28 protein-coding genes, 1 tRNA gene and 2 pseudogenes are annotated in these 26,068 nt (G+C 70.4%); 21 read left to right on the forward strand and 10 right to left on the reverse strand.

The features are described from left to right. Positions 1–26: 26 nt before the first annotated feature. The 3 genes from OHA11_RS22270 to OHA11_RS22280 all read right to left on the reverse strand — a co-directional run bounded on the left by OHA11_RS22270 (position 27) and on the right by OHA11_RS22280 (position 3,603). The gene (locus OHA11_RS22270; RefSeq protein WP_266498966.1) at positions 27–2,057 is read right to left on the reverse strand and encodes a copper resistance CopC/CopD family protein; all 2,031 of its coding nucleotides are present in this window, start codon (positions 2,055–2,057) and stop codon (positions 27–29) included. A gap of 179 nt (positions 2,058–2,236) precedes the next feature. Further along, positions 2,237–3,127, reverse strand: coding sequence for an SDR family NAD(P)-dependent oxidoreductase (locus tag OHA11_RS22275; protein ID WP_266498967.1), 891 nt, complete (start codon positions 3,125–3,127; stop codon positions 2,237–2,239). Continuing rightward, positions 3,124–3,603 (reverse strand): cupin domain-containing protein, encoded by a 480-nt coding sequence (locus OHA11_RS22280; protein WP_266507364.1) that lies wholly within the window; start codon positions 3,601–3,603, stop codon positions 3,124–3,126. The genes OHA11_RS22275 and OHA11_RS22280 overlap by 4 nt, the downstream gene beginning before the upstream one ends. Before the next feature lie 88 nt (positions 3,604–3,691). Here OHA11_RS22280 and OHA11_RS22285 point away from each other — a divergent pair. The 3 genes and pseudogenes from OHA11_RS22285 to OHA11_RS22295 all read left to right on the forward strand — a co-directional run. Continuing rightward, a pseudogene (locus tag OHA11_RS22285) lies at positions 3,692–3,949 on the forward strand (SIP domain-containing protein); the annotation flags it as partial. 7 nt (positions 3,950–3,956) lie between these two features. Further along, positions 3,957–4,568, forward strand: a complete 612-nt coding sequence (locus OHA11_RS22290; protein WP_266498968.1) for an HhH-GPD-type base excision DNA repair protein — start codon at positions 3,957–3,959, stop codon at positions 4,566–4,568. A 132-nt stretch (positions 4,569–4,700) separates the two neighbouring features. Then, positions 4,701–5,399, forward strand: a complete 699-nt coding sequence (locus tag OHA11_RS22295) for an HdeD family acid-resistance protein (RefSeq protein ID WP_266498970.1) — start codon at positions 4,701–4,703, stop codon at positions 5,397–5,399. 15 nt (positions 5,400–5,414) lie between these two features. Here the strand turns inward: OHA11_RS22295 and OHA11_RS22300 are convergent, their stop codons facing one another. Beyond that, the gene (locus OHA11_RS22300) at positions 5,415–5,864 is read right to left on the reverse strand and encodes an SRPBCC family protein (protein ID WP_266498971.1); all 450 of its coding nucleotides are present in this window, start codon (positions 5,862–5,864) and stop codon (positions 5,415–5,417) included. Positions 5,865–5,941: 77 nt separating this feature from the next. Continuing rightward, the gene (locus OHA11_RS22305; protein WP_266498973.1) at positions 5,942–6,958 is read right to left on the reverse strand and encodes an aldo/keto reductase; all 1,017 of its coding nucleotides are present in this window, start codon (positions 6,956–6,958) and stop codon (positions 5,942–5,944) included. A gap of 163 nt (positions 6,959–7,121) precedes the next feature. Here OHA11_RS22305 and OHA11_RS22310 point away from each other — a divergent pair, with 163 nt between their 5' ends. The 3 genes from OHA11_RS22310 to OHA11_RS22320 all read left to right on the forward strand — a co-directional run bounded on the left by OHA11_RS22310 (position 7,122) and on the right by OHA11_RS22320 (position 8,899). Beyond that, positions 7,122–8,096 carry a LysR substrate-binding domain-containing protein gene (locus OHA11_RS22310; protein WP_266498974.1) on the forward strand — a complete coding sequence of 325 codons (975 nt, stop codon included), beginning with the start codon at positions 7,122–7,124 and terminating at the stop codon, positions 8,094–8,096. A gap of 225 nt (positions 8,097–8,321) precedes the next feature. Further along, positions 8,322–8,693 (forward strand): hypothetical protein, encoded by a 372-nt coding sequence (locus OHA11_RS22315; RefSeq protein ID WP_266498976.1) that lies wholly within the window; start codon positions 8,322–8,324, stop codon positions 8,691–8,693. A gap of 56 nt (positions 8,694–8,749) precedes the next feature. Beyond that, complete coding sequence (locus OHA11_RS22320; RefSeq protein WP_266498977.1) at positions 8,750–8,899, forward strand: hypothetical protein; 150 nt, start codon at positions 8,750–8,752, stop codon at positions 8,897–8,899. Between the two features lie 99 nt (positions 8,900–8,998). On the opposite strand, the gene OHA11_RS22325 is transcribed toward OHA11_RS22320, so the two are convergent. Further along, positions 8,999–10,621 carry a helicase HerA-like domain-containing protein gene (locus OHA11_RS22325; RefSeq protein WP_266498978.1) on the reverse strand — a complete coding sequence of 541 codons (1,623 nt, stop codon included), beginning with the start codon at positions 10,619–10,621 and terminating at the stop codon, positions 8,999–9,001. Positions 10,622–10,794: 173 nt separating this feature from the next. Between OHA11_RS22325 and OHA11_RS22330 the strand changes: the two genes are divergently transcribed. After that, the gene (locus tag OHA11_RS22330; protein WP_003999914.1) at positions 10,795–11,091 is read left to right on the forward strand and encodes a type II toxin-antitoxin system VapB family antitoxin; all 297 of its coding nucleotides are present in this window, start codon (positions 10,795–10,797) and stop codon (positions 11,089–11,091) included. A 269-nt stretch (positions 11,092–11,360) separates the two neighbouring features. After that, complete coding sequence (locus OHA11_RS22335) at positions 11,361–12,002, forward strand: LytR C-terminal domain-containing protein (protein WP_266498980.1); 642 nt, start codon at positions 11,361–11,363, stop codon at positions 12,000–12,002. Positions 12,003–12,135: 133 nt separating this feature from the next. Here the strand turns inward: OHA11_RS22335 and upp are convergent, their stop codons facing one another. Further along, on the reverse strand, positions 12,136–12,771 hold the full coding sequence (gene upp, locus OHA11_RS22340; protein ID WP_266498983.1) for a uracil phosphoribosyltransferase: 636 nt from the start codon (positions 12,769–12,771) through the stop codon (positions 12,136–12,138). A 163-nt stretch (positions 12,772–12,934) separates the two neighbouring features. Between upp and OHA11_RS22345 the strand changes: the two genes are divergently transcribed. The 9 genes from OHA11_RS22345 to OHA11_RS22385 all read left to right on the forward strand — a co-directional run bounded on the left by OHA11_RS22345 (position 12,935) and on the right by OHA11_RS22385 (position 18,500). Next, the gene (locus tag OHA11_RS22345; RefSeq protein ID WP_266498984.1) at positions 12,935–13,144 is read left to right on the forward strand and encodes a hypothetical protein; all 210 of its coding nucleotides are present in this window, start codon (positions 12,935–12,937) and stop codon (positions 13,142–13,144) included. A 347-nt stretch (positions 13,145–13,491) separates the two neighbouring features. Beyond that, on the forward strand, positions 13,492–14,046 hold the full coding sequence (locus tag OHA11_RS22350; RefSeq protein ID WP_266507366.1) for a hypothetical protein: 555 nt from the start codon (positions 13,492–13,494) through the stop codon (positions 14,044–14,046). 56 nt (positions 14,047–14,102) lie between these two features. Next, on the forward strand, positions 14,103–14,534 hold the full coding sequence (gene tadA / locus OHA11_RS22355) for a tRNA adenosine(34) deaminase TadA (RefSeq protein ID WP_266498986.1): 432 nt from the start codon (positions 14,103–14,105) through the stop codon (positions 14,532–14,534). 92 nt (positions 14,535–14,626) lie between these two features. Further along, positions 14,627–14,711, forward strand: a tRNA-Ser gene (locus OHA11_RS22360). Between the two features lie 181 nt (positions 14,712–14,892). Continuing rightward, entirely contained in the window at positions 14,893–15,072 is a 180-nt protein-coding gene (locus tag OHA11_RS22365) for a hypothetical protein (RefSeq protein ID WP_266498989.1), read from the forward strand. An 8-nt stretch (positions 15,073–15,080) separates the two neighbouring features. Continuing rightward, positions 15,081–15,374, forward strand: a complete 294-nt coding sequence (locus tag OHA11_RS22370; RefSeq protein WP_266498990.1) for a Dabb family protein — start codon at positions 15,081–15,083, stop codon at positions 15,372–15,374. 169 nt (positions 15,375–15,543) lie between these two features. Beyond that, a complete protein-coding gene (locus OHA11_RS22375; protein WP_266498991.1) occupies positions 15,544–16,518 on the forward strand; it encodes an RNA polymerase sigma factor SigF in 975 nt (324 codons plus the stop codon). A gap of 244 nt (positions 16,519–16,762) precedes the next feature. Next, positions 16,763–17,662 (forward strand): RNA polymerase sigma factor SigF, encoded by a 900-nt coding sequence (locus OHA11_RS22380; protein WP_266498994.1) that lies wholly within the window; start codon positions 16,763–16,765, stop codon positions 17,660–17,662. Between the two features lie 76 nt (positions 17,663–17,738). Beyond that, entirely contained in the window at positions 17,739–18,500 is a 762-nt protein-coding gene (locus OHA11_RS22385) for a hypothetical protein (protein WP_266498997.1), read from the forward strand. A gap of 26 nt (positions 18,501–18,526) precedes the next feature. Here the strand turns inward: OHA11_RS22385 and OHA11_RS22390 are convergent, their stop codons facing one another. Then, entirely contained in the window at positions 18,527–18,721 is a 195-nt protein-coding gene (locus tag OHA11_RS22390; RefSeq protein ID WP_266498999.1) for a hypothetical protein, read from the reverse strand. 584 nt (positions 18,722–19,305) lie between these two features. Between OHA11_RS22390 and OHA11_RS22395 the strand changes: the two genes are divergently transcribed. From OHA11_RS22395 to OHA11_RS22410, 4 genes and pseudogenes are all read left to right on the forward strand, one after another. Next, a complete protein-coding gene (locus tag OHA11_RS22395) occupies positions 19,306–19,746 on the forward strand; it encodes a MarR family winged helix-turn-helix transcriptional regulator (RefSeq protein WP_266499002.1) in 441 nt (146 codons plus the stop codon). A gap of 23 nt (positions 19,747–19,769) precedes the next feature. Then, positions 19,770–22,295, forward strand: a complete 2,526-nt coding sequence (locus OHA11_RS22400; RefSeq protein ID WP_266499003.1) for an MFS transporter — start codon at positions 19,770–19,772, stop codon at positions 22,293–22,295. Between the two features lie 81 nt (positions 22,296–22,376). Further along, positions 22,377–22,616: pseudogene (locus tag OHA11_RS22405) on the forward strand (carboxypeptidase-like regulatory domain-containing protein); the annotation flags it as partial. 186 nt (positions 22,617–22,802) lie between these two features. Further along, positions 22,803–23,273 (forward strand): PPOX class F420-dependent oxidoreductase, encoded by a 471-nt coding sequence (locus tag OHA11_RS22410; protein ID WP_266499005.1) that lies wholly within the window; start codon positions 22,803–22,805, stop codon positions 23,271–23,273. A gap of 275 nt (positions 23,274–23,548) precedes the next feature. Here the strand turns inward: OHA11_RS22410 and OHA11_RS22415 are convergent, their stop codons facing one another. Next, positions 23,549–24,331: a TetR/AcrR family transcriptional regulator gene (locus OHA11_RS22415; RefSeq protein ID WP_266499007.1), complete on the reverse strand. Its 783-nt coding sequence runs from the start codon at positions 24,329–24,331 to the stop codon at positions 23,549–23,551. 79 nt (positions 24,332–24,410) lie between these two features. Beyond that, positions 24,411–25,964 (reverse strand): MFS transporter, encoded by a 1,554-nt coding sequence (locus tag OHA11_RS22420; RefSeq protein ID WP_266499009.1) that lies wholly within the window; start codon positions 25,962–25,964, stop codon positions 24,411–24,413. Between the last annotated feature and the right edge of the window lie 104 nt (positions 25,965–26,068).

The raw sequence follows: 26,068 nt of genomic DNA on the forward strand, positions 1-26,068 counted from the left end.
GCCGAGCCGACCAGCACCGGGGCCCGTCAGCGGAGGATCTTGACCCGCCGGGTCTCCGACACCTGGTCGATGTCCGACGTGCGGATCGTGACCTTCATCGTCCAGGTGCCCGGGATGGGGAGGTTGAGGGACGAAGTGCCCCAGTAGCCGCCCTTGTTGGTGAGGCCGGCGTCGATGGGGCCGATCTTCTGGGCAGCGAGGGTGAAGGAGAGGCGGATCTCGGGGACGGTGGCGATGCCTCCGTCGGGGCCGATGATGACCGCCTCGACGGTGTTCTCGCCGACGCGGCCCGGTTCCAGGACGATCTGGACCTTGCCGTGGCCGCCCGGGGTGCCGACGTCGAAGGGGATCAGGGTCGTCGACGCGGCCCGCTGACCGACCGCCGCGGACTCCTCGGCCGCCGCCGTCTCGATCTCGGCGCGCCCCGGCTGGGTACCGGTGAGAACCGTCGTGACGACCAACACGACCACGCCCACGACGACTTCGGCCAGGACCGAGCGGCGCAGGGAGTTCCGGCGACGGCCGGCGCCGCCGGGTCCCAGGGCCGGTTCGGGCTCGTCGCCGCCGTCGGCGGTGGCCGAAGTGGACTCCCCGGCGTCCGAACCCAGGCCGTCTGCCCCAGACCCAGACCCGGACCCAGACCCGGACCCGGACCCGGAGCCGGAATCCGCGCCCCCACCCGCTCCCGCCCCCGCACTCGCACTCGCACTCGCACTCGCACTCGCACTCGCACCCACCGTCTCCAGCACCGGAACCCGCACCGGCTCCTCCGCGTCCGTCAGCCGGCTCGTCCAGCGGCGCGAGAAACCCGCCGCCGCCAGCAGGACGACCACCGCGCACACCTTGGCGACCAGGATCCGGCCGTACGACGTGTCGAACACCGCGTCCCACGAGCCGAGCCCCCGCCAGGACTGGTAGACGCCGGTCAGCACCAGAACGCAGACAGAGGCGAACGCGAGCCGGGAGAAACGGGCCACGGAGACCGCCGAAAGCGGGGCCTCCGAGCGGTGGAGCGTGGTGAGGAGCGCCGCGAGTCCGCCCAGCCAGACCGCCATCGCCAGCAGGTGCAGTACGGAGGAGGTCATCGCCACGGGGACCTGAATCCCGGCGGACGCGTGCTCGGCGGCGGCCCAGGTGCCCGCCAGTCCGACGGCGAGGAGCCCGCCGACCGCGAGAACGACCGCCTTCGGCCGCTGCCGCTCTGCCGCCAGGCCCTCCTTCTCCGGTGCTCCACGCATGCCCCGAACCCGTAGGACCCGCACCCGTAGGACCCGCACCCGTAGGACCCGCACCCGTAGGACCCGTACGAGGAAGACCGCCGCCCCCGCCAGCAGCGCGAGCCGCGCCAACAGGGCCCAACCCGGCCTGCTGGTCAGCGTGTTCTCGATGAGTTCGGGGTCGAAGAGGGTCGAGGGGCCGGTGCCGCGCTCGTACGGGCCGCGTACCAGGAGGAGTGCGGCCGTGGAGACGACGAGGACCCACCAGCCGGCCCGGACGAGTCCGCGCAGCGGCTCGGCGGAGGGCGGACGGCAGACCAGGACGAAGGTGGCCGCGCCGATGAGCAGGGCGACGGCGGCGTACGCGGCGTAGCGGGCGATGTCGTAGAACGCGCCCGAGGCGGGGTTCACGGCCGGTTCGACGGAGACGGCCGCCATGGTCTCGGACGGTTTGCCGATGGAGAAGGTGAAGGCGCCTGAGATGGGGTGGCTGTCCGCCGAGACCACCCGCCAGGCCACGGTGTACGTGCCGTCGGCCAGGCCGCCGTCGAGCGGCACCCGGACGCTGTCGGAACTGCCGGACACGTGCTTCGTGTCACCCGCGTTCACCCGGCGGTTCTCCGGGCTGAGGACGCGCAACGAGTCGTCGGTGATGCCGACCGCCTCGGTGAAGGTCATGGTGACCTGCTTCGGCGCGGACTTGAGGACGGTTCCCTCGCCCGGGTTCGTGTCACGCACGGCCGAGTGGGCGGACACCGGGCCCGCGCCGCCGAGCAGGAACAGCGCGCCCAGCAGGGCGACGAGGGCCACTGCCCGGTGTATGCGGCGCACTCGGCCCACGTGGCCTCTCCCTACGGCTCGTCCTGACTGCCCGTCCTGCATGTCCTGCTCGCACCGCACGTTCATGTACGCGCGTCTGCATACGCGGTTGCATACGCGTCTGCGTCTGTCGCTGCGGCCTCAGTGGGAGTACGGATGTACGCGGCACCTTGTTCACGGTGCCGCGCGGCACCGTGCCCTCACCACGTCGGCCGCGCCGACACCCCGCCGTCCACGACCAGGTCGTGCCCGGTGATCCAGGAGGCCATCGGCGAGGCGAGGAACACACAGGCGTCGGCCACGTCCTCGGGCCGCCCCAGCCTTCCGGTGGGAACCGCCTGTCGCCAGCGCCGTACGCCGTCGGGCCATGCCTCCGCGAGACCCTCGCGGTCGATCAGCCCCGGGGAGACGGTGTTCACCCGGATTCCGTAGGGACCGTACTCCAGGGCCGCCGAGCGCGCGTGCATGACGACGGCGGCCTTGGACGCGGAGTAGTGGGCGTGGAGCGGCGCGGGGTGGGTGGCCTCGATGGACGCGATGTGCGTGATGCTGCCCACAGGCCCGCCGGGCGAGCCCCTCCGGTCATTCCCATCCCTCTCATCCCTCTCATCGCTCTCATCCCTCTCATCGCTCTGCTCACTCAGATCGTTCGGGGCGCTCTGCTCGCTGCCGTCGCGCATCACCTCCGCCGCCACCTGCGTGCACGCGAACACGCTCGACACATTGGCGTCGACCACCGCCCGCCAGTCCGCCGCCGTCATCCCGGGCAGCTCCTGGACGGGCTGTACGCCCGCGTTGTTGACCAGGGCCGTCAGGCGGCCGCCACCCCAGTCGGCCGCCTCGCGCACCAGGCGGTGGCACTCGTCCTCGACGGTCAGGTCGGCCCGCAGGGCGACCGCGCGACCCCCCAACTCGGCGATGGCGTCGACGACTTCACGCGCCGCCTCCGGATGCGTACGGAAGTGGACGGCCACCGCCGCCCCCGCCGCCGCGAACCGCAGGGCGATCCCCCGCCCGATACCGCCCGAGGCGCCGGTGACCAGGGCCACCTGTCCGACCAGGAGCCCACCGGCGGACGGGCCGCCGCTCACGGGCGGCTCAGCGCGGCGATCCGCGCGGCCTGAACCGGGTAGCGGGCGGTGAGTTCAGCCGCGTCCCCGTGCTCGTATCCCTCGTACGTGAACCCGGGCGCCATCGTGCACCCGAAGAACGACCAGCCGGAGGTGGCGGCGACCCGCGCGCCCATCCAGGTGCGTGCGGGCACGGTGTACTGGAGGTGCTGGCCGCCGAGGACGTCGGGGCCGAGCAGGACCGTACGGGACGTGCCGTCGGGGGACAGGAGCAGCATCTCCAGCGGATCCCCCAGGTAGAAGTGCCAGGTCTCGTCGGCGGGGAGCCGGTGCAGTGCGGAGAAGTCACCGGGTTCCGCGGTCAGAAGGACCACTATCGCGGACCCCTCGGGGCGGCCGTCGGGCCGTTCGGGACCCGCCCAGGTACGGCGGAAGAGTCCACCCTCCTGGGGAATGGGCTCCAGTTGGTAATGGGCGACAAGGGCTTCGGGAGTGATGTCATGGACCACCTCCCGACCATGCCCCAAAGGGAGTTGTCGATGCACCAACCGGCTCCCGACGCGCGGAAACCAGGTGGACGCCGATGTCGCCCGGCTCGACAAGGGCGCACACCTCGTGGCCCAGGTGAAGGCGGCCGTGCCGGAACTTCTCAAGGCCGCGCCCGACCCGTACGTCTGGATCGCCTGCGACACGGCGACGACCCGGTCGCTCGCGGCCTGCTTCCGCAAGGAGCCGGCGCTGCCGAAGCAGCGGGTGAACGCGCTGGGGTACTGGCGCGCGGCCCGAGCGCTCGCTCGGCACCCAATCGCGATGACGCGCGGCCCGGACACTCACTTGCGATGATCGGGGCATGGACGCCACGCTTCACCTGGCCCAGCAGCCCGAGGCCGACGAACTGCTCGGCCGCAGCCCGCTCGCCGCGCTCGTCGGCATGCTGCTCGACCAGCAGGTTCCGATGGAGTGGGCCTTCGCGGGCCCGTACACGATCGCGCAGCGGCTCGCCGCCGACGATCTCGACGCGCACGAGATCGCGCAGTACGAACCGGAGGCCTTCGCCGCCCTGCTCTCGCAAAAGCCCGCCGTGCACCGCTATCCGGGCTCGATGGCGAAGCGGATCCAGCAGCTGTGCCAGTACCTCGTCGAGCACTACGACGGGGACGCGGCGAAGGTCTGGGAGGGCGTGGAGACGGGCGAGGAGCTGCTGCGGCGCCTCAAGGAGCTGCCCGGCTTCGGCACGCAGAAGGCGCAGATCTTCCTCGCCCTGCTGGGCAAGCAGCTCGGCGCCCGCCCGAACGGCTGGCGCGAGGCGGCCGGTGCGTACGGGGAGGAGCAGTCCTTCCGCTCGGTCGCCGACATCACGGGGCCGGAGTCGCTCGCGAAGGTGCGGGCGCACAAGCAGGAGATGAAGGCGGCGGCGAAGGCGGCGAAGACCGCGAAGACGCCGAAGGCCTCCGGCAGGTGAAGGCTTCCTAGCCAAAGCCTCCAGCCAGCCAGCCAGCCGGCCCGTGCCGTGACTGGCCTACGGCCGGCCGGTCCGTCAGTCGGTCAGCCGTCCCAAGTGGCGGGGTGTCGGCCGCCGGTCCGAGCATGGGGCATGGCCGAGGTACCGAGCGGAGGCCCCTGGGGGCCGGAATACGACGACCGGCGCGTCCACGCGTCCCGCGACCCGCACAGGGCGGAACGGCCCGGCAGACCCGGCGGACCGGGGGGAATCGGCGGCCCCGGCGGACCCGAGCATCCCCTCTTCCTCCTCACGCGTACCGCCTGGCAGGCCGTACTGGCCGCCGGGATCGCGACACTGACTCTCGGGATCATGATCCTGGTGTGGCCCGAGGCGACGCTGCTCGCGGCGGGGGTGCTCTTCGGGCTCTACCTGCTCTTCAGCGGCATCCTCCAACTGGTCTCCGCCTTCGGTACGCACGCGGCGACCTCCCTTCGGGTCATGGCCTTCATCAGCGGCGCCCTGTCGATCCTGCTCGGACTGTTCTGCTTCCGCGGGGAGATGCAGTCGATCCTGCTGCTCGCGCTGTGGATCGGCATCGGCTGGCTGTTCCGGGGCGTGACGCAGACCCTGGCCGCGGTGTCCGACCCGTCCGCTCCCGCCCGCGGCTGGCAGATCCTGCTCGGCGTCCTCAGTTTCCTCGCCGGCGTCGTGCTGATCGTCTCGCCGTTCGAGTCGGTCGCGGTTCTCACCGTGGTCGGCGGCTGCTGGCTCCTCGCGCTCGGCATCACGGAGCTCATCACGGCCCTGCACCTGCGTAAACGGGCCCGGTACGCGCCGCGGGCGCTGTGAGGAACCCGTTCCGTTTCAGACGCTCCCGCTCGCTTTCTCGCTCGCTGTCCCGCTCACTGTCTTCAGGAGCGCGGCGAGGCCGTCGGCGTAGATGCCGTGGAAGAGCTCCTCGGCGTCGGTGTCGCTAACGCCGACCGGGATGAACGTGCCGGACCATTCGACGCGCGAGGCGTCGGGGCGGCCGGGGACGGCGTGCACGCGGAGCGTGGAGAGGTAGCCGGTCACCGGGAACAGCGCCTGTTCGATGGCGTAGGAGTAGCTGCGCGCCTCGTGGTCGAAGGCCTGGAGGCGTTCGACGATGATGCCGCCGTCCTGGTTGGTCAGGCGGCGTACGCGACCGCCTTCGCTCAACTCGCTCTCGGGGATGTAGGGGAGCCAGTCGGGCAGGGATCCGAACCCGCCGATGAGCCGCCAGACGCGGTCGGGGCTCCGCGGGATGTCGAGGGATGCGGTGGTCTTGGCCATGGTGAGTGCTTCCGAACTTCCGTACTTCCGAACTTCCGGGTTTCCTGCGGTGCGCGGTCTGCGGTGCGCGGTGAGTGTCAGACGGTGGGAGTGGGAGTGGGCGCATCGGCGGCGATGAGCTTCTCGTCGCGCAGGGCGGTCCAGAAGGCGGCCGGGACGCTCTCGGCGAGGGCGGCGACGTCCTCGCCGATCCGGCTGGGCCGGGTGGCGCCGGGTACGACGGCGGCCGTGGCGGGGTGGGCCAGGGCGAACTGCAGGGCGGCCGCCTTGACGCTCACACCGTGCTCGGCGGCGAGTGCCTTGATCCGTCCGACCTTGGCGACGATCTCCGCCGGGGCCTCCTGGTACTCGAAGTGCCGGCCGCCGGCGAGGATGCCCGAGCTGTACGGGCCGCCGACGACCATGTCGACGCCCTGCTCGGCCGCGGCGGGCAGCAGGCGCTGGAGCGACCGGTCGTGGTCGAGGAGGGTGTAGCGGCCGGCCAGAAGAAACGCGTCGGGCCGGGGCTCGTCCAGGTCGAGGGTGAGCTCGATCGGTTCCACCCGGTTGACGCCCAGGCCCCAGGCCTTGATGACACCTTCGTCGCGGAGCCGCTGCAGGACGCGGAAGGCGCCGGTGCGCGCGGTCTCGTACGCGGCCAGCCAGCCGTCGCCGTGGAAGTCCTGGGCGACGTCGTGCACCCAGACGATGTCGAGGCGGTCCGTCCTCAGGCGCTTCAGGCTGTCCTCGATGGAGCGCAGGGTGGCGTCCGCCGTGTAGTCGTCGACCATCTTGTTCGGGCGGCCGTGCTCGAACAGTCCGCCCTTCTCGCCCAGGTCCCGGGCCGCGGGGTCCTCCAGCTCGTCGAGGATGACCCGGCCGACCTTGGTGCTGAGTACGAACTCGTCGCGCGGCCGGTCGGCCAGCACCTCGCCCAGGCGGATCTCGGACAGCCCGGCTCCGTAGAACGGGGCGGTGTCGAAGTAGCGGACGCCCTGGTCCCAGGCGGCCTCGACAGTGGCCGCGGCCTCCTCGTCCGGGATACCGCGGAACATGTTGCCCAGCGGTGCGGTACCGAAGCCGAGGGTGCCCGGCAGAAGCGGCTTGATGCCCATGAGAAAGATCCTTCCCTCCATGACGTGACGCGGCGTGACGCGGAGTTTCGGGAGGTATCGGGAGACTTTTCCGCTCCGCGGCTCTTGCTCTGCCGAGGTTAGGATCGAGGAATAAGACTGTCCAAGACTTGCTTGGACACACTTGAGTCCTGAGAGGTCTTACGTGCTTGACCTGCGCCAACTCCGATATTTCGTGGCCGTCGCCGAAGAGGAACACGTCGGCCGGGCCGCCGAACGCCTGCACATCTCTCAGTCGCCGCTCAGCCGGCAGATCGCCCAGCTGGAGAAGGTCCTGGGCCTGACCCTGTTCGAGCGCAGCCAGCAACGCATCCGGCTCACCTCCGACGGCCGCGTCTTCCTCAGCGAGGCCACGGCCCTGCTGCGGCACGCGGACCGGCTGGAGAACCTGGGCCGCCGCCTAGGCCGGGGCGAAGAGGGCGGCCTGTGCGTGGGGTACGTGGGCGACGCCATGCACACCGGGCTCCTGCCCCGGGCCCTGCGCGCGCTGCACGACGAACGTCCCGGAATCCACGTCGCCCTCTACGACCTGGCCTCGCCCCAGCAGTTCGAGGGACTGCGCCAACGCAGCCTGGACATCGCCCTGGTCCCGGAGGAACCGCCCGAGACGGATCCGGACCTGCGCAGCGCCCTCCTCCTCGAAGACCCGCTGCTCCTGGCCATGCCGAGCGGCCACTCCCTCGCCGACGCGACGGAGATCCGGCCCGCAGACCTGGACACCCAGCCGTGGATCGCCATCGAGAACAGCCAGGACCACGCCTGGCGGGACAATTTCGTCGCGTCCTGCGCCGCTGCCGGGTTCACCCCCGACGTCCGGTTCGAGGCCCCGGAATCCCTCACCGCGCTCGGTCTCGTCGCGTCCGGGCTCGGCATGGCGTTCGTACAGAAGAGCATGCTGCGCGACCACACACCGGGCATCACGGTCCGCGAACTCCCCTGGTTCCAGCGGTCCGTACGCCTGTGGGCGGCCTGGCACCGGATCGACCTCCGCCCGGTCGTCACCTCGTTCCGCACGACGGTCCTGACCGTCGGAGACCGGACCGTCGGAGACCGGACCGTCGGAGACCTGGCCCTCGGAGACCAGCCCCTCGGAGACCAGGAGCGGGAACTCACCCGCTGAACCCGCGAAACCCACGGCGCCTCAACACATCGGCCCGATTCCCACCGACCCAACCCCCGCCGACCCGACTCCCACCGACCCGACTCCCACCGACCCGCACCCGACACTCCGGCCCAACCGCCGGGGCAACAGTCGGCAACCGCCATGGGCCACCGCGTACGCCAACAGAGCGGTTCCGCGGCACAGCCGATGAACCACCCGCCCCTCCCGGGGACATAACCCCTCATGAACCCCGACCGGTTCGTCCCGCGCGCCCCGCGCCGGTGGCACCGTCGGCCCACCTGGCCGCGGTTCCTCGTGATGCTCGCGGCGGTGCTGTGCGCGGTATGCGCGATGACTGCCGTGAGCGGCCACACCGGAACACGCGCCGCTCCGCCGGCCGCCGTCTCCACCGAGTCCGGTCCGGAACACCCCCACGACCTCCTGGACACCGCCCTACGCCCACCCGCCCGCCAGGGCCACCGCCCCCTCGTACCCCAGCGCCCCGCGCGACCCCCCGCACACCCACGCCACCGGCACCCGACGGCACGCGCCCGCCCTGCGCCTCCGTACGCCCCCACCCCGCGCGCCCAGCGCTGCCTGGTCCTCCGCTGCTGACGGTCCCCGCTCCGGACCGTTCCCCTCCCCCTCCCCAGCAGCACGAGAGGACCCTCATGCCGAAGGACCCGTACGCGATCCTGCGCGCCCTCGTACGCGCCGAATCCCTCCGCAACGCCCCGAAGCCGCCCCCGGACCCCCACCAGGTGACTCCGGACCCCGCTCCGGGACAGCAGTCCCCGCCGAAGGACCACAAGCGCGACTGAGCCACCCGGCGGAGGCGGACCCGTTCCGCCTCCGCCCGAGCCGCCTCCGCCCGAGCCGAACCGAACCGGGCCGCGCCGAACAGGGCCCCTCAGCGACAGCTACCGCCTGCGCCGAGCCGTACCGAAGACCGACCGGGTGATCTCGCGGCCGATCTGCGTACCCAAACTCCGGGCCAGTGACTTGAAGACACCACTGCCGACGACCTGCTGGACGACAGAGGCATCCTGGTCATCACCCTTCCGGGCGCGCCCCCGCGACGGACCCGCCTCCGAGGAAGGCGTGGAAGGCGTGGAAGCCTCGGAAGCGGGGGAGGAGGCCCCGGTCCCCCTCGCCGTCAGCTTCTCGTACGCCGACTCCCGGTCGACCGCCTCCGCGTAACTCCCGTACAGCGACGACTCCTTGACCGCCCCGTCCAGGACGGCCGGTTCGACGGGACCCATCAGGGACTCCGGCGCCCTCAGCCGTGTCGCCGCGACCGGCGTCGGCGCGCCCTTCTCGCTGAGGACGGTCACCACGGCCTCGCCGGTGCCCAGCGCGGTGAGGACCTCTTCCAGGTCGTACGGGGAGTTGGGGAAGGTCTTCACCGTGGCTCTGAGGGCCTTCTGGTCGTCGGGAGTGAAGGCTCGCAGCGCGTGCTGCACCCGGTTGCCGAGCTGGGCGAGGACATCCCCCGGCACGTCCTTCGGGGTCTGGGTGACGAAGAAGACACCTACCCCTTTCGAGCGGATCAGCCGGACGGTCTGGGTGATGGCGTCCAGAAAGGCCTTCGACGCGTCGTTGAAGAGCAGGTGCGCCTCGTCGAAGAAGAAGACGAGTTTCGGCTTGTCCGCGTCACCGACCTCCGGGAGGTCGTGGAAGAGGTCCGCGAGCAGCCACATCAGGAAGGTCGAGAAGAGCTGCGGCTTGTCCTGCACGGCGGGCAGTTCCAGGACGGAGACCGTGCCCCGTCCGTCCCCCGCCACACGCAGCAGCTCGCTCGTGTCGAACTCCGGCTCCCCGAAGAACGGACTCATCCCCTGCGCCTCGAACGCGGTCAGCGAGCGCAGGATCACCCCGGCCGTGGCCGAGGAGAGCCCTCCGATGCCCTTGAGCTCGGACTTCCCCTCGTCGGAGGTCAGAAAGGTCACCACGGCCCGCAGATCCAACAGGTCGACCAACTCCAGGCCCTTCTGGTCGGCGTAGTGGAAGATCAGGCCGAGCGACTGCTCCTGGGTCCGGTTGAGCTGGAGCACCTTGGACAGCAGGACCGGCCCGAAGCCGGTGATCGTCGCGCGTACGGGGATGCCGTGGCCCATGCCCCCGAGTGCGTAGAACTCGCAGGGGAACCCGGCCGGCGTCCACTCCTGGTGGACCTCCGCGGCCCGCGCCCGCACCTTGTCGTTCTCCTGTCCCGGTGCCGAGATCCCGGAGACATCGCCCTTCACGTCGGCGAGGAACACCGGCACGCCCTGCGCGGACAGTTGCTCCGCGATGAGCTGCAGCGTCTTCGTCTTGCCCGTACCGGTGGCCCCGGCGACCAGCCCGTGCCGGTTGAGCATCGGCAGCGGGATACGGATCTGTACGTCCGACAGGCACCGCCCGTCCCACAGCAGGGCGCCCAGGTCGAGCGCGGGTCCCGTGAAGGCGTACCCGGAGGCGATTTCGAGGGCCCCCTGGGGAAGTGCGGGAGCACCGCTCACGCTTTCGGGTGCCTTCGCCGACGGCGCTTCGCTGTCAGTCATTTCAGACCCATGTTCCTGGTTTGCCCGCACCTGCCCCAGGTCCACTTCCGAACCGATCTTGAAAGGGTGATCCAGGAGAATTACCGGTTTGCCCATATTTACGGCGTCATTTCCAGCGTCGCACTCCGCCACCATGGCTGCGCCCGGAAGGTCTTGACCGGTAGGCTTTCCGTGTGATCTTCAAGCGCATCGGAAACGGCCGGCCGTACCCCGACCACGGCCGGGAAAGCACCCGGCAGTGGGCGGATGTCGCGCCACGCCCGGTCCGCCTCGATCAGCTGGTGACGACCAAGGGCCAGCTCGACCTGGAAACGCTGCTCGCCGAGGACTCCACGTTCTACGGCGACCTCTTCGCGCACGTAGTGAAGTGGCAGGGCGACCTCTACCTGGAAGACGGCCTCCACCGAGCCGTCCGAGCCGCCCTCCAGCAACGCCAGGTCCTCCACGCCCGAGTCCTGGAACTGGACTAGCGGCAGCCCCGCAAGGGGCGCGGGGAACTGCGCGCTCAGCCACGAACGACCCGCACCGACCGTCCTACGGGTGCACCCACCCACTCAGGGGCGCGGGGCTGTGACATGGTGCGGCTCCGCCGCGCGGGCGCGACAAGCCCCCGCCCACCCGCAGTTTCCATCGGCGCCCCCGCGGAGCACATTCGCACATTGACCCTTTTGGGTTGGACTGAGCCCAGGTCAATGATCATCTAGTAGGCATCGCCGCCAAGGCGCACTACGCTGCGCCCATGAGCATGCTGACTCCCCCTGGCATGGGCGGCCAGTACAAAATCACGGGGGACAAGTACCCACGGATGCGCAGAAGCCGAGGGCGTCGCAAGATCGCGCTCGCGGTCATCGCCTCCGTCGCCGCGCTCGGACTGATCGGCTGGGGAACGCTGCAGCTCATCGACGTCTTCACAGGCGGCGGCGACGAGGCTTCCGCGGCAGGTCCGGCCGCCGACTGCACGGCATCCCCCGCGCCCTCTTCAAGCCCGGCCAGCGCCCTCCCCGAGCCCGGCCAGATCACCGTGAACGTCCTCAACGCCACGCCCCGCTTCGGCCTCGCCAAGGACACCGCCGCCGAGCTGAAGAAACGCGGCTTCAAGATCGGCGAGATCGGGAACGCGACGAAGGCGTACGACAAGAAGGTCAAGGGCATCGGGATAGTCCTCGGTGCCACGTCGGCCTCCGACACCGCGCTCCCCGTACTCGGAACGCAGCTCACCGGCGCCGAGCTGAAGACCGACACCCGCGCGAAGCCGGCCGAGGTCGACCTGATCCTCGGCTCGGCCTTCAAGTCCCTGACAAAGAAAGAGGATGCCGACAAGGCCCTCACCACGCTGACCGAGCCCGCACCAACGCCATCGGCGACGAAGAAGAGCTGCTAGCGGGCTCCAACAACGAGCCCGATTCCGTACGAGCCCGTACAAGCCCGTACGAGGTCCCTTGCACGGGCCGTTGCCGGGGCAGAGCCCGCTGTCCGGCAACGGCCGGGCAGCGGGCGGCCGGGCAGCGGGCGCGCTACTCGGCCGCGCCGTACATCCGGTCCCCCGCGTCGCCCAGGCCCGGGACGATGTAGCCGTGCTCGTTCAGGCGCTCGTCGACCGATGCCGTCACGACCGTGACGGGTGTGCCGGCCAGCTCGCGCTCCATGACCTCGACGCCCTCGGGGGCGGCGAGGAGGACCACGGCGGTCACATCGTCGGCGCCGCGCTTCATGAGCTCCTGGATCGCCGCGACGAGCGTGCCGCCGGTGGCGAGCATCGGGTCGAGGACGTACACCTGGCGGCCGGAGAGGTCCTCCGGCATCCGGGTCGCGTACGTGGACGCCTGGAGCGTCTCCTCGTCGCGGATCATGCCCAGGAAGCCCACCTCGGCGGTCGGCAGCAGGCGCACCATGCCGTCGAGCATGCCGAGGCCGGCCCGCAGGATCGGTACGACGAGGGGGCGCGGGTGGGACAGCTTGACGCCCGTGGTCGGGGACACCGGGGTCACGATGTCGACCTGCTCGGTGCGCACGTCCCGGGTGGCCTCGTAGGCGAGCAGGGTGACCAGCTCGTCGGCGAGCCGCCGGAAGGTCGCGGAATCGGTGCGGAGGTCGCGCAGCGTGGTGAGCTTGTGAGCGACCAGCGGGTGGTCGACGACGTGGAGGCGCATGCCCACAAGGGTATCCGGGCCCTCGTCGCCCACCCCTCCCCGACCACCTACTCCTCCCAGCGGATGCGCCGTCCCTCCGAACGCCGACCGGTATCCAAACCTCGGCTGGCATCAAACCGCCCGTCGGAGGGAAAGTGAGAGGGACCGACTGGGGGTGTTGCCCATGTCCGAACCGGAACAGCGGAACAGGGAGTACCGGGAGGACCGGGAGGACCGGGAGGACCCGGCGAGCGACGCCGAGCGACGCAGGCGCCGCGCCCAGTTCCTGCGGGAACTCACGGAGGCGCGCGAGCTGCGCGACCGGGTGCAGCCCCGGCGGGCGAAGACGGCCCGGCTGCGCCACGCCATGCGCATGCGCACGTTCCGCGGGTAGCCGCGTTCACGCGAAGGCCGCCACCAGGCCACCTGTTGACACCCCGCATCCCCGCCGTACGACGATCCCTCGGACAGGCGCGTACAAAGCGGAGGCCGTGTCGGCGTACGATCCCGCTGTCGGTGGGCGCTGGGCGCCCAGGTGAGGCCATACGGCGGCGTGACGTACGCGACACGTGAACGGGCGCTGAAACGCGACCGGGACACAGCGAGCCGAAGACCTCTCCTGAACGCTCCGTTTCTGCCACGATGCCGAGTGGGCGGGACTCGGAGTTCACAACTCCCCGCTCACAGCCTCCGCCGGGGGGACCCCCAACCGGCACGCCTATGACCAGTGGGAGAGTCACGGTGTACTTCGCCGCACTGCTCGCGCGCACCGAAGACGGGTGGGAAGCGAGCGACACAGAGCTCGACGATGTGGAGACCCTGTCGGATCTGACCGACCTGGCCCGCGAAGCCTCGGTCGACGACGACACGGTGCTCGTCTTCATCGAGCAGGAGGACGCGTGGTTCGGAGTCGTCCGGGTGGACGGCGAGGAGGACCCTCGCATCTACGTCTCGGACGCCGCGGCCGCTGCCCGTAGTTCGTACGGCGAGATCCTGCTCACGGACGAACTGCTCGGAAGGGATCCCGGCGACGACGATGTCGCCGACCTGGACTCCCTCGACCTCGACGGCACGGAGGACGGTGAACCCGAGGACGAAGCCGACGCCGACGATGAGGAAGACGTCGGCGCCACCGCCAAGGGTGAGGCCGTGCCGTCCGGACCCATCGGAGACCGCCAGGTCCTCGCCGACCTCGGCGTGGACGAGAAGGAACTGCTGGCCCTGGACAGCACCGACGCGCTCGGCGAGATCGCCGAGGTGCTCGGCGCGGCGGAGGTCCTGGAGACCGTCCGCTGACTCCCCCGAGCGCCCAGGAGGAACAGGACCCCGTACGCGACCGCTGGCGGGCCGCGATGCGGCTCGCCCTGGACGAGGCCGAACTGGCCGTCCGGGGCGGGGACGTCCCCGTCGGCGCCGTCGTGCTGTCCCCGGACGGCACGACGGTGCTCGCCACCGGGCACAACGAACGTGAGGCGACCGGCGATCCGACCGCCCACGCCGAGGTACTGGCGGTCCGCCGGGCCGCCGCGAAGCTCGGTGCGTGGCGGCTCACCGGCTGCACGCTCGTCGTGACCCTCGAACCCTGCACGATGTGCGCGGGCGCGATCGTGCAGTCCCGACTGGACCGCGTGGTCTACGGCGCCCGCGACGAGAAGGCGGGCGCGGCCGGCTCCCTCTGGGACGTCGTACGCGACCGACGGCTCAACCACCGCCCCGAAGTGATCGCCGGCGTACTCGACGAGGAGTGCGCCCGGCTGCTCACCGACTTCTTCCGCGACCGCTGACACATCCGCCGCCCCAGACGTCGGCGCACTGCCCACCCGGCGGCCGAATACGGATTTCGAAGCACGGCCCAACGTGGGCTAGGATCTCTCTCGGTAGCGTGTCCGAGCGGCCGAAGGAGCTCGCCTCGAAAGCGAGTGTGGCGCAAGTCACCGAGGGTTCAAATCCCTCCGCTACCGCTTCGGAAGGGCCCCGTCGAAAGACGGGGCCCTTCGTGCGTTCCGATCGTGCGTTCCGAACTCGCCCTTTCTTGAAAGATTGTCAGATCATCTGCCCGGGTTACACTCTCGGCCGACAACAGGGGTTCCAACAGGCGCAGCCGGCAGACGCACCAGGCAGCAGGCACACGGGGAGGCCGCGATGGCGGTGAATTCGAAGAAGATCGCTGTCTACGCGCTCGTGGTCTTCGTGCTGTACGTGATCATCACCGACCCCAAAAATGCCGCCAAGTACGTCGAGATAGGGTTCGAGGGCATTTCGAACGCCGCTCAGGCCGTCGGGGACTTCATGACGTGGCTCGCCGACGGGGCCCAGAACTAGGAGTGCCCGTGATCCGCCACCTGGTCCTGCTCAAGCTCAACGAGGGTGTCGAGCGCGACGACCCGCGCGTCGTCGAGGGCGTCGCCGCCTTCCGCGCCCTCGGCGGACAGATCCCCGAACTGAAGTTCTGGGAGTGCGAGTGGAACATCACCGACCGGCCCGTCGCGTACGACTTCGCGATCAACTCGGCGGTCGAGGACACGGACGCGCTCAAGCGGTACATCGAGCACCCGGCCCACCAGGCGGGCGTCGCACTGTGGCGGGAGTTCGCCACGTGGGTGATCGCCGACTACGAGTTCTGAGCGCGCCCGGCGCACGCCCCCGGCCCCTCGCCTGAACGGCGGGGGGCCGTTTTGCGCCCCTGAGCCCGCCTCGGGCCCCAACTCACGCTCAACACGGAGTTATGCGGTGCTTGCACACAGTGCACATGTCTTGTGATGCTATGACCGCTTTTGACGGATGAGTTGACGGATGTTGACCGACCCAGAGGTGGAGTTGACCGTGCCGGCCAGTACTGCGCCTCAAGCACCGCCCCAAGAGCCACCGGCTCCACCCTCGACCCCAGCCCCTACCCCAGCCCCAGCCCCTGAACCCGCAGCTCCAGCCCATGAACCCCCGGCCCCGGCTTCCGCTCCAGCCCAGGAGCGCCTTCCCGACCCTCCGGAGGAGAGCCCGCAGCGCCGCCGCGGGGCCGACACCCGGGCCCTCACCCAGGTGCTCTTCGGCGAGCTCAAGAACCTGGAGCCCGGCAGCCCCGAGCACGGCAGGGTGCGCACCGCGCTGATCGAGGCGAACCTCCCGCTGGTGCGGTATGCCGCCGCCCGGTTCCGGTCGCGCAACGAGCCCATGGAGGACGTCGTCCAGGTCGGCACCATCGGGCTGATCAACGCCATCGACCGGTTCGACCCCGACCGGGGCGTGCAGTTCCCGACCTTTGCGATGCCCACGGTGATCGGCGAGATCAAGCGGTACTTCCGCGACAACGTCCGCACGGTCCACGTACCGCGCCGGCTGCACGAGCTGTGGGTCCAGGTGAACAGCGCGACCGAGGACCTCACGACGGCCTTCGGACGCGTACCCACCACCGGCGAGATCGCCGAGCGGCTGCGGATCACCGAGGAGGAGGTCCTGGCCTGCATCGAGGCCGGACGTTCGTACCACGCGACCTCGCTGGAGGCCGCCCAGGAGGGCGACGGGCTGCCGGGGCTCCTCGACCGCCTCGGCTACGAGGACCCCGCGCTCGACGGCGTCGAACACCGCGACCTCGTACGGCACCTCCTCGTCCAGCTCCCCGAGCGGGAGCAGCGCATCCTCCTCCTGCGCTACTACAGCAATCTGACCCAGTCACAGATCAGTGCCGAACTGGGCGTATCGCAGATGCATGTGTCAAGGCTGCTTGCCCGCAGCTTTGCCCGGCTGCGATCCGCAAACAGGATCGAGGCGTAACCCACAGGAGCGAATCACTCCGAAGGCCTTTTCCTGACATTTCTTGGCCCAAAAACTGTCAGACCCCTGTTTTCCAGGGCCTATTCACCCTCTCCATGTCGACATGTCACTACAGCGTGTTGCCGACATGTGACATTCTTCCGGTGACGCGTTTGCCGCAGCCCCACCTCCGGTATTCAGGTGGAGGCTGCGTTCCTTCGACGGGAGCGTCCGCCGCGACCGTCCGCGACCCAAAGGGGGTGGCATGTCCGCAGACCAGGGCAGCTCGAAGGTGCTCACGCTCACGAAGAGCGAATCCGCGCCCGACGCGCTTCACAGTGGCGTTGTTGATGGACCGGCCGTCCCGGCCACGGAAGTCCCGGCCTTCCCCCCGACGACCGAAGCCATCGACACCCGCACCCTGTCCCGCTCCCTGTTCCTGCGGCTCGCCGCACTGGATGAGAACAGCCCCGAGCGTGCCTATGTACGAGACACCCTCATCGAGCTCAATCTGCCGCTGGTGCGTTACGCGGCCGCGCGATTCCGGTCGCGCAACGAGCCGATGGAGGACATCGTCCAGGTCGGCACGATCGGCCTGATCAAGGCGATCGACCGCTTCGACTGCGAACGCGGCGTCGAGTTCCCGACGTTCGCGATGCCGACGGTCGTGGGCGAGATCAAGCGGTTCTTCCGGGACACCTCGTGGTCGGTGCGGGTGCCGCGCCGCCTCCAGGAGCTGCGGCTGGCCCTCACCAAGGCCAGTGACGAGCTCTCCCAGAAGCTGGACCGCTCGCCGACCGTCGCCGAACTCGCCGCCGTCCTCGGCGTCTCCGAGGAGGACGTGGTCGACGGCCTCGCGGTCGGCAACGCGTACACGGCGTCGTCGCTCGACTCGCCGGCCCCCGAGGACGACGGCGGCGAAGGCTCCCTCGCGGACCGCCTCGGCTACGAGGACACGGCGCTGGAAGGCGTCGAGTACCGCGAGTCGTTGAAGCCCCTCCTCGCCAAACTCCCGCCCCGCGAGCGGCGGATCATCATGCTCCGCTTCTTCGCGAACATGACGCAGTCGCAGATCGGCGAGGAGGTCGGCATCTCACAGATGCACGTCTCCCGCCTGCTCACGCGCACGCTGTCACAGCTGCGGGAAGGCCTGATCTCCGACTGAGGCCGGACGGAGGGGTCGCCCATCAAGACCCCTACCGAGGCTTCATAATTGACGACCCGTCAGCCACACTGGCGCGATGCGCCGACGAATGGGTCAGAAGTCGATTCGTGGTCGCCGAGGCACCCACAAGGGCACCTCGGCGACTGTCGTCTGCCTGGCAGCGACCCTCGCCGCCTGCGCAACCGACGGCAACAGCGAGGGTTACGTCGCCGTGCAGCGCCCCGCGTCATCCGGCGAGGCGGTGGCGCCCACCGGGGACGTGGAGTTGGTACCGCTGGAGGGGTCGACGGGCAAGCCAGGGACCGGTACTTCGGGGTCTCCAGGCAATCCGGGAAGCAAGAGCGCAGGCAGGAGCGCCTCGGCCGCATCCGGGCCGAACTCTGCGTCAGGCTCCGACGGCAACGGTCGTACGACTCCGACGACGGGCGGCAACGGACCCGATACCGACTCCGGTGCCGCGAGCGGGAGTTCCGGCACGGGTGCGCCGAGCGGTGGCGCACAGGCGAGTCCCGCCGCTCCCGCGCGACCCGGGCCCGCCGTACTCGGCATCGGCGACCCTGAGCGGGAGCCCGCCGACAAGCGCTGGTGCGAGAAGGTCACCGTCGGTTTCCACAACACCGGGGGCACCGCGGTGCGTTCGGGCACGGTGACCTTCGGGACGCACATCATCGGGGCGCTCGGGATCGACTGGGCGACCGTCGAGTCGGCCGAGAAGCTTCCCGCGCCGATCGCTCCGGGCGCGCGGGAAGAGAAGACCTGGACGGTGTGCGTCGACGCGTGGCACGTACCGCTGGGCATGCGCGTCGAGACGCGGGACGTGTCCGTCCGGTGGGAGTAGGGCGCCGTGCGGTGCCCCCGCCTCGCCTAGCTGAACGCGAGCCAGGCGACGACGGCTACGACCGCGACGGCCACGATCACGCCGACGATCACGCCGATGCGGGGACCCGCGGGAGCCGCCTGCTGCTGCCGGCCGCTCTGCGGGTCGTCGACGAACGCTCGGAACATCTGGGTGCTACCCGCGGGGTCGTAGTTGCCCTCGGGGCCCTGGGTGTTTGCCATGGCCCTGGACTCTAGGTGCCGCTTCGGGTGAACGTCCACCCGGGTACCCCCTGGGACCGCCCGGAAAGGAACGCGCCCCCGCCTTCCTGCACCGCCCCACACCGTTGCCACCTGCCCGCGAACCCGGGTTGCCCGCGCCCCTGAAAGCCCCACGTGACGCCCGTCCTGGGTTGCTCGCGCAGTTCCCCGCGCCCCTGGCGGGGGCCCGGCCGGTTGCCACCCACCGGGCCAAGGGGCCGCGGCGGGACGTGCGTCCGCAGCGTACGACGACACACGAACGCAGCCACCGTGCGGCAACCGCGCTTTACGTCACCGGCTGCGGACGCACGTCCCGCCGCGGCCCCGCACCCGACAGACAAACGCCAGCCCCCACCCACCCAGGGGCGCGGGGAACTGCGCGAGCAACCCCCACCCACCCCGCAGCCGAAAACCCCCGCACACAAGCCACCCCACCTGCGAGTTTACGTTCGCCAATGCTTGCCTTTGCCAAGGTTTTAGCCCCACAGCCCCCGTTTCATTTGCCTGTAGCAACCAACAGTTCTTATGGTTGCCTAAAGCAACAAACCAGGAGACAGGGAGGAGCAATGGCCGCTCGACGCCAGTACGAGGAGTTGGCCCGGCAGCTCAGCGCCCTGGGCGCGGTGAAGCGAGGCCTCGGCCGGATGCTCCCGCACGAGTGCCCGACCGGCTCCGCCGCCGTACTCACCCTGCTGGACCGGCACGGCGAGATGCGAATGAGCCGCCTCGCGGAACTGCTCGCCATCGACATGTCGGTCACAAGCCGCCACGTGGCACACGTGGCCGACCACGGCTGGATCAACCGCTCCCCCGACCCCGCCGACAAACGTTCACGCATCCTCCGGCTGACCCCCACCGGCCGGGACATGCTCGCCGAACTCTCCGAGCGCCACATGAACGCGCTCGCCCACTACTTGGCGGACTGGTCGGACGACGAGGTCGACCAGCTCAACTCCCTGCTCGAACGACTCCGCACCAGCTTCGGCGACTGCCGCCCACCCGCATGACGCATCACAAGAAAAGGATCCCCATGGCAACGACCACACCAGCCGGTGTGCGGGGCTCACACGCCAAGCACGCAGGTGCCGGAGGCGCCGGAGGCGCCGCCGACGGCGCTCCGATGACGCACCGGCAGATCATGGAGGCCCTCTCCGGGCTGCTGCTCGGCATGTTCGTCGCGATCCTGTCGTCGACGATCGTCACCAACGCCCTCCCCGAGATCATCGGCGACCTGGGCGGCGGCCAGTCCGCCTACACCTGGGTCGTCACCGCCGCGCTGCTGTCGATGACCGCCGCGACGCCCCTGTGGGGCAAGCTCGCCGACCTGTACAGCAAGAAGGCGCTCGTCCAGATAGCCCTGGTCATCTACGTCCTGGGATCGGCCGCCGCGGGCCTGTCGCAGAACCCCGGCATGCTGATCGCCTGCCGCGTGGTGCAGGGCATCGGCGTGGGCGGTCTGTCCGCCCTCGCGCAGATCGTCATGGCGGCGATGATCTCCCCGCGCGAGCGCGGCCGGTACTCCGGCTACCTCGGCGCCACGTTCGCCGTCGCGACCGTCGGCGGCCCGCTGCTCGGCGGTGTCATCACCGACACCAGCTGGCTCGGCTGGCGCTGGTGCTTCTACGTCGGCGTACCGTTCGCGGTCATCGCGCTGATCGTGCTGCAGAAGACCCTGCACCTGCCGGTCGTGAAGCGGGACGTGAAGGTCGACTGGGGCGGCGCGTTCCTCATCTCCGCGGCGGTCTCGCTGCTGCTGCTCTGGGTCACCTTCGCGGGGGACAAGTACGAGTGGGTGTCGTGGCAGACGTACGCGATGGTCGGCGGCGCCGTCGCCCTGGGGCTGTTGTTCGTGCTCGTCGAGTCGAGGGCCAGGGAACCGATCATCCCGCTGCGGCTCTTCCGCAACCGGACCATCACCCTCTCCTCCATCGCCTCGCTCTTCGTGGGCGTCGCGATGTTCTCCGGCACGGTCTTCTTCAGCCAGTACTTCCAGCTGGCCCGGGACAAGTCCCCGACGATGTCGGGTGTCATGACGATCCCGATGATCGGTGGCCTGTTCATCTCCTCCACCGTCTCCGGGCAGATCATCACCAAGACGGGCAAGTGGAAGGTCTGGCTGGTCAGCGGCGGTGTCCTGATCACCGCGGGGCTCGGTCTGCTGGGCACCATCCGGTACGACACGGACTACTGGCGGGTGGCCGTCTTCATGGCGCTGCTGGGTCTCGGCATCGGCATGATGATGCAGAACCTGGTGCTGTCCACGCAGAACCAGGTGGCGCCGCAGGACCTCGGCTCGGCCAGCTCCACGGTCACCTTCTTCCGTTCCCTCGGCGGCGCGATCGGCGTCTCCGCGCTGGGTGCGGTGATGGCCAACCGGATCACCGACTACGTCAAGGACGGCCTGACCGGCCTCGACCCCAAGTCCGCGGCCGCGGCGGCCGGTTCGAGCACCGGCGGCAGCATCCCGGACATGGACGCACTGCCCGCGCCGCTCCGCACGGTCATGGAGAGCGCGTACGGACACGGCATCGCGGACGTCTTCCTGATCGCGGGCGCGCTGGCGCTGGTCGCCTTCTTCGTCACGCTGTTCATCAAGGAGGTTCCGCTGCGTACGTCGGGTGCTCTGGCGCAGGCCGCCGAGGCCTCCCCGGCCGAGACCACCCCGGCCGAGACCGAGGAGCGCGTCCCGAGCCGGGCCGTAGCAGACACGGAAACCGGAACCGGGACCAGCACCGGGACCGAATCCAGCGCGGGCCCCGACCTCGACCCCAGCCCCACCTCCATCCCCGGCTCCATCGGGATCCCGGTGCGCGGATACGTCCGAGGCGCCGAGAGCGAGCCCGTACCCCGGGCCGCCGTCACGCTGATCTCGCTCGCGGGCCGTCAGCTGGGCCGCGCGGTCGCGCAGGCCGACGGCGCCTACGCGGTGGACGCGCCCGGCACGGGTTCGTACGTACTGATCGCCTCCGCCGACGGGTTCCAGCCGCAGGCCTCGACGGTCGTCGTGAACGGGGAGCCGCTCGCGTACGACATCCTGCTGAGCGGGACGAGCGGGCTGTCCGGCACGGTGCGGGCGGTCGAGGGCGGGAAGCCGGTCGTGGGCGCGATGGTGATCGTGACCGACGTGCGCGGTGACGTGCTGGCCACCGGAACCACCGGCGAGCAGGGCGAGTTCGCCTTCGCCGAGCTGGTGCCGGGCGCCGTGACCGTCGCGGTGAACGCCTCCGGACACCGGCCGCGGGCCCTGCCCGTCGAGGTCGGCGGCACCGGCGTCACCCGGGTCGAGGTCGAACTCGTCCCGGGCGCGCAGGTCCAGGGCGTCGTGCGGGCACCCGGCGGGCCGCTGGCCGACGCCCGGGTCACCCTCGTCGACGCGGCGGGCAACGTGGTCGGCACCTCCACCACCGGGGCCGACGGGGCGTACGCCTTCGCCGACCTGGACAGCGGCGAGTACACGGTCATCGCGACCGGCTACCCGCCAGTGGCCACGGCCCTGACCGTGAACGGCACCGGCGTCGACGGCCACGACATCGAACTCGCCCATCCCGGCGAGTAGTTGAGGACCCCGGCCCGTGGTGCGTGCTCTTGGTGGAGGGCACGCACCACGGGCCGGTTTCATGAGATGAGGTTGCTTGCCATGGGACTGACCGCGCGGATCCGTACGCGGGACGGCTGGGCCGTGTCGCACGCGGTCGTCACGGTGACCGACGGGACGGGCGCGCAGATGGTGCGCGCCGAGGCGGACGAGGAGGGCGCGGTTCGGGACGCGACGGAGCTCGCGCCCGGTGCGTACACCGTGATCGTCACGGCCGTCGGGTACGCGCCCGCGGCGGCCGGCGCGATCGTGACGGCGAGCGGGCGGGCGGCGATCGGCACGACCCTGAAGGTGGAACTGGACATCCAGGCGGTGCGGGGCGGAACGCTACCGCCGCTGTGACGCCCGGCCCGAGGGGCCGGAAGGGTCGGAAGGGTCCGAGGGACCGCCGTCCCCGCCGTCGCCCCGACCGTCGTGCGGACCGAGCCAGGCAAGCCCCAGAAGCCGGCCGCGTCCTAGGCTGGGGCCATGGCATCGAACATCGCGACGAACACCTCCGTCTCCCTCGACGACCTGCTGGCCTTCGTACGCCCCCGCCACCACGCCATCCTGCTGACGCGCAGGTCGGACGGCGGCCCCCAGGGTTCCCCGCTGACCTGCGGAGTCGACGACTCGGGCCGCATCGTCGTCTCGACCTACCCGGAGCGCGCCAAGACCCGCAACGCCAAGCGCGACGACCGCGTCAGCCTCATCGTCCTGAGCGACGACTGGAACGGCCCGTGGGTCCAGGTCGACGGCACGGCCGAGGTGATCGACTCCCCCGACTCCGTCGAACCGCTCGTCGAGTACTACCGCAACATCGCGGGCGAGCACCCGGACTGGGACGAGTACCGAGAGGCCATGCTCAAGCAGGCCAAGTCCATCATCAGGATCACCCCGCAGAGGTGGGGCCCGGTGGCAACGGGCGGCTTCCCGGCAAGGCTGGCTCCCCAGGAGTAGCGACCCGGCGGTATCGCGCCCCTTCTCCTTCCGGGGGCGCGGGAAACGGGGCGCCTTTCGGGCAGGGGGCACCGCAATCTTTCAGGGGCGCTGGAAGCCGGGTGCCTCTTCCGGCAGGGGCCACCGCGAGCCTTTAGGGGCGCGGGGCTGTCACATTGTGCGGCTCCTCCCCCACTCTCGACTTCGCTCGAGCGGGGGGACCCCCACCGTGGGCGCGACCAGCCCCCACGCACCCGCACATCACACACAAGCCGGCGGCAGCCAACCCGTACCACTCACACCCCCCGCCCTTCCCTCCGCACCACCGACTCGATCCCCGTGATCACCAGGTCAAGCGCGAAGTGGAAGTCCCGCTCGTACATCTCCTCGACCGTGTTGCCCCCACGAGCCCGCATGATCTCCTTGGACTCCTGGAGAACGTCGTCGAGTTCAGGAGCCTGCCGGAGCGTGCTCAGAGACTGCTGGAAGTACTCGTCCGGAGTCATCCCCGCAGCGGCGGAGCGCACGGTGAAATGCCCCTCGATCGTGCCGAAGCCGTACACGAACTGGAAGACGGCCGAGATGGCCCCGGTCAACCGGTGCGTGGGCAGCCCGGTCCTGCGGATCACCTGCTGCACGGTGCGCGAGAAGGCCACCGACCTGGGCCCGATGTTGAGGTACGTGCCGAGCAGCGGTGACACCCATGGGTGCCGCACCAGGAGCGCCCGGTAGCCGGAGGCGATCGCCCGGAGCTGGTCGCGCCAGTCCTCGCCCGACTCCGGGTCGGGCAGCTCCAGTTCGCCAAAGACCGCGTCGAGGGCGAGTTCAAGGAGGTCGTCCTTGGTGTCCACGTACCAGTAGACGGACATCGCGGTCACGTTCAGCTCGGCGGCCAGCCGGCGCATGGAGAACTTGGCCAGCCCCTCCGCGTCGAGCAGCCGTACCGTGGCCTCGGTGATCCGGTCCCGGTCGAGCGACGACGGCTGACCGCCCCGGGCGGCTCCGCCCCGCGGGGCCTTGCCCTCCAACCAGACGCTGGTCCGCGCCGGACGCTTGGCCCGGTCGGCTGCCCTCACCATGGCCCACCTTCCTCGGAGCTCGTACGGAGGGGCGCCCCGGAATACCGAGGTCCGCCCCCTCCCTGATGCTAAGCGGGCGTCAGGCCGCCATCGTCACCGCGGACTCCGAGTCTGCCCTCTCCGCCCGCCGGAGCAACGCCGCGGCGAGGAGTCCGCCGAGGAGAACGGCCACCGCGCCCACCAGTTGGCTGGTCTCCAGGCCGGAGGAGAACGCGTCCGTGATCCGCGCGCGCTCGTCCGCCGACTCCGCGGAGGCCAGCGCCGCCGGCAGCGAGGCCGCCGCGACCGTGATCAGCGCGGCGAAGCGGGAGTGGAGAACCGCGCCGAGGACCGCCACGCCGAGGCCGACGCCGAATTCGGCGAGCGTGCCGTTGACGCCCGCGCCCACGCCCGCCTTCTCCGGCGGAATCGCGCTCATGATGGCGTTGGCCATGGCGGGCATGGCGACCGAGATACCCGCGCCCATGACGACCAGGCCCAGCAGCATCCCGCCGTAGCCGCCGTCCGTGCCGCCGCCGAGCAGGGCGATGGCGGCCAGGCCCGCCGACAGCATCGTCATGCCGAGGGCGATGGCGGCCGGGGTGCCCACCTTGGCGACGATCCGGGCGCCCACACCGGCGAGGTTGAGGGCCACGACGGACAGGGCCATCGGGGCGATGCGCAGGCCCGCCTCCAACGGCTCGTATCCGAGCACGAATTGGAGGTGCTGGGTGAGCAGGAAGAGGGAACCGCCCATGCCGAAGGCGACCAGGATCGCGCCGGCGACCGCGCCGACGAAACGCTGGTTGCGGAAGAAATGCATGTCCAGCATCGGGTGCGGGATGCTCAGCTCCCACCGGGCGAACGCCGCGAGGACGGCGACGCCGACGGCCCCCGACCCCAGGACCTGGAGCGACGTCCAGCCGTGCTCGGGGCCCGAGATGATCGCGTACACGACCCCGGTCATGCCGACGGTCGAGAGCAGGGCGCCGAGGAGGTCGGGGCGGTCGCCCCGGGGGTTCTTGGACTCGGGGACCAGTTTGAGTACGGCGACCAGGGCGAGGGCGGCCACGGGGAGGTTGATCAGGAAGATCGCGCCCCACCAGAAGTGTTCGAGCATGACGCCGCCGAGGAGCGGGCCCGCCGCGAAGCCGAGGGAGTTGACGGTCGACCAGAGGCCGATCGCCTTGACGCGCTCGGTCTCGTCGAAGATCTGCACGACGACGGCGAGGGTCGTGGTCATGAGCAGCGCACCGCCGACACCCATGCCCGCGCGGGCCGCGATCAGCTGCGTCGCGTTCTGGGCGAGCCCCGCGACGAGCGAGCCGATACCGAAGAGGGCGAGACCCGTGGCGAGCATCTTCTTGCGGCCGTAGCGGTCGGCCGAGCTGCCGGCGGTGAGCAGCAGGCCCGACTGGACCAGCGAGTAGGCGTTGATCATCCACTGGATGTCCGCGGTGGACGCGTCCAACTCCTCGGTGAGGGAGGGGATCGCGACGTTGAGGACGGTGTTGTCGAGCAGCACGGTGAGCGTGGCGAGCAGGATCACGCCGAGGATCAGCCAGCGTTGGGGGTGGCCTTGGCTCTGACCTGGGCTCTGGCTCTGACCTGGGCTCTGGCCTTGACCTGGGCTCTGGCCTTGCGAGGTTGGCATGCCATACACCGTAGAACAACTCCCATACGCTGTACAACACAAAAAGTGAGGGGCGGTGGCCGAGGCACTTTCGCCTCGGCCACCGCCCCTTCGCTGCCGCCCCT

Origin of the sequence: Streptomyces sp. NBC_00878 (assembly GCF_026341515.1) — a bacterium.
Lineage (GTDB): Bacteria > Actinomycetota > Actinomycetes > Streptomycetales > Streptomycetaceae > Streptomyces.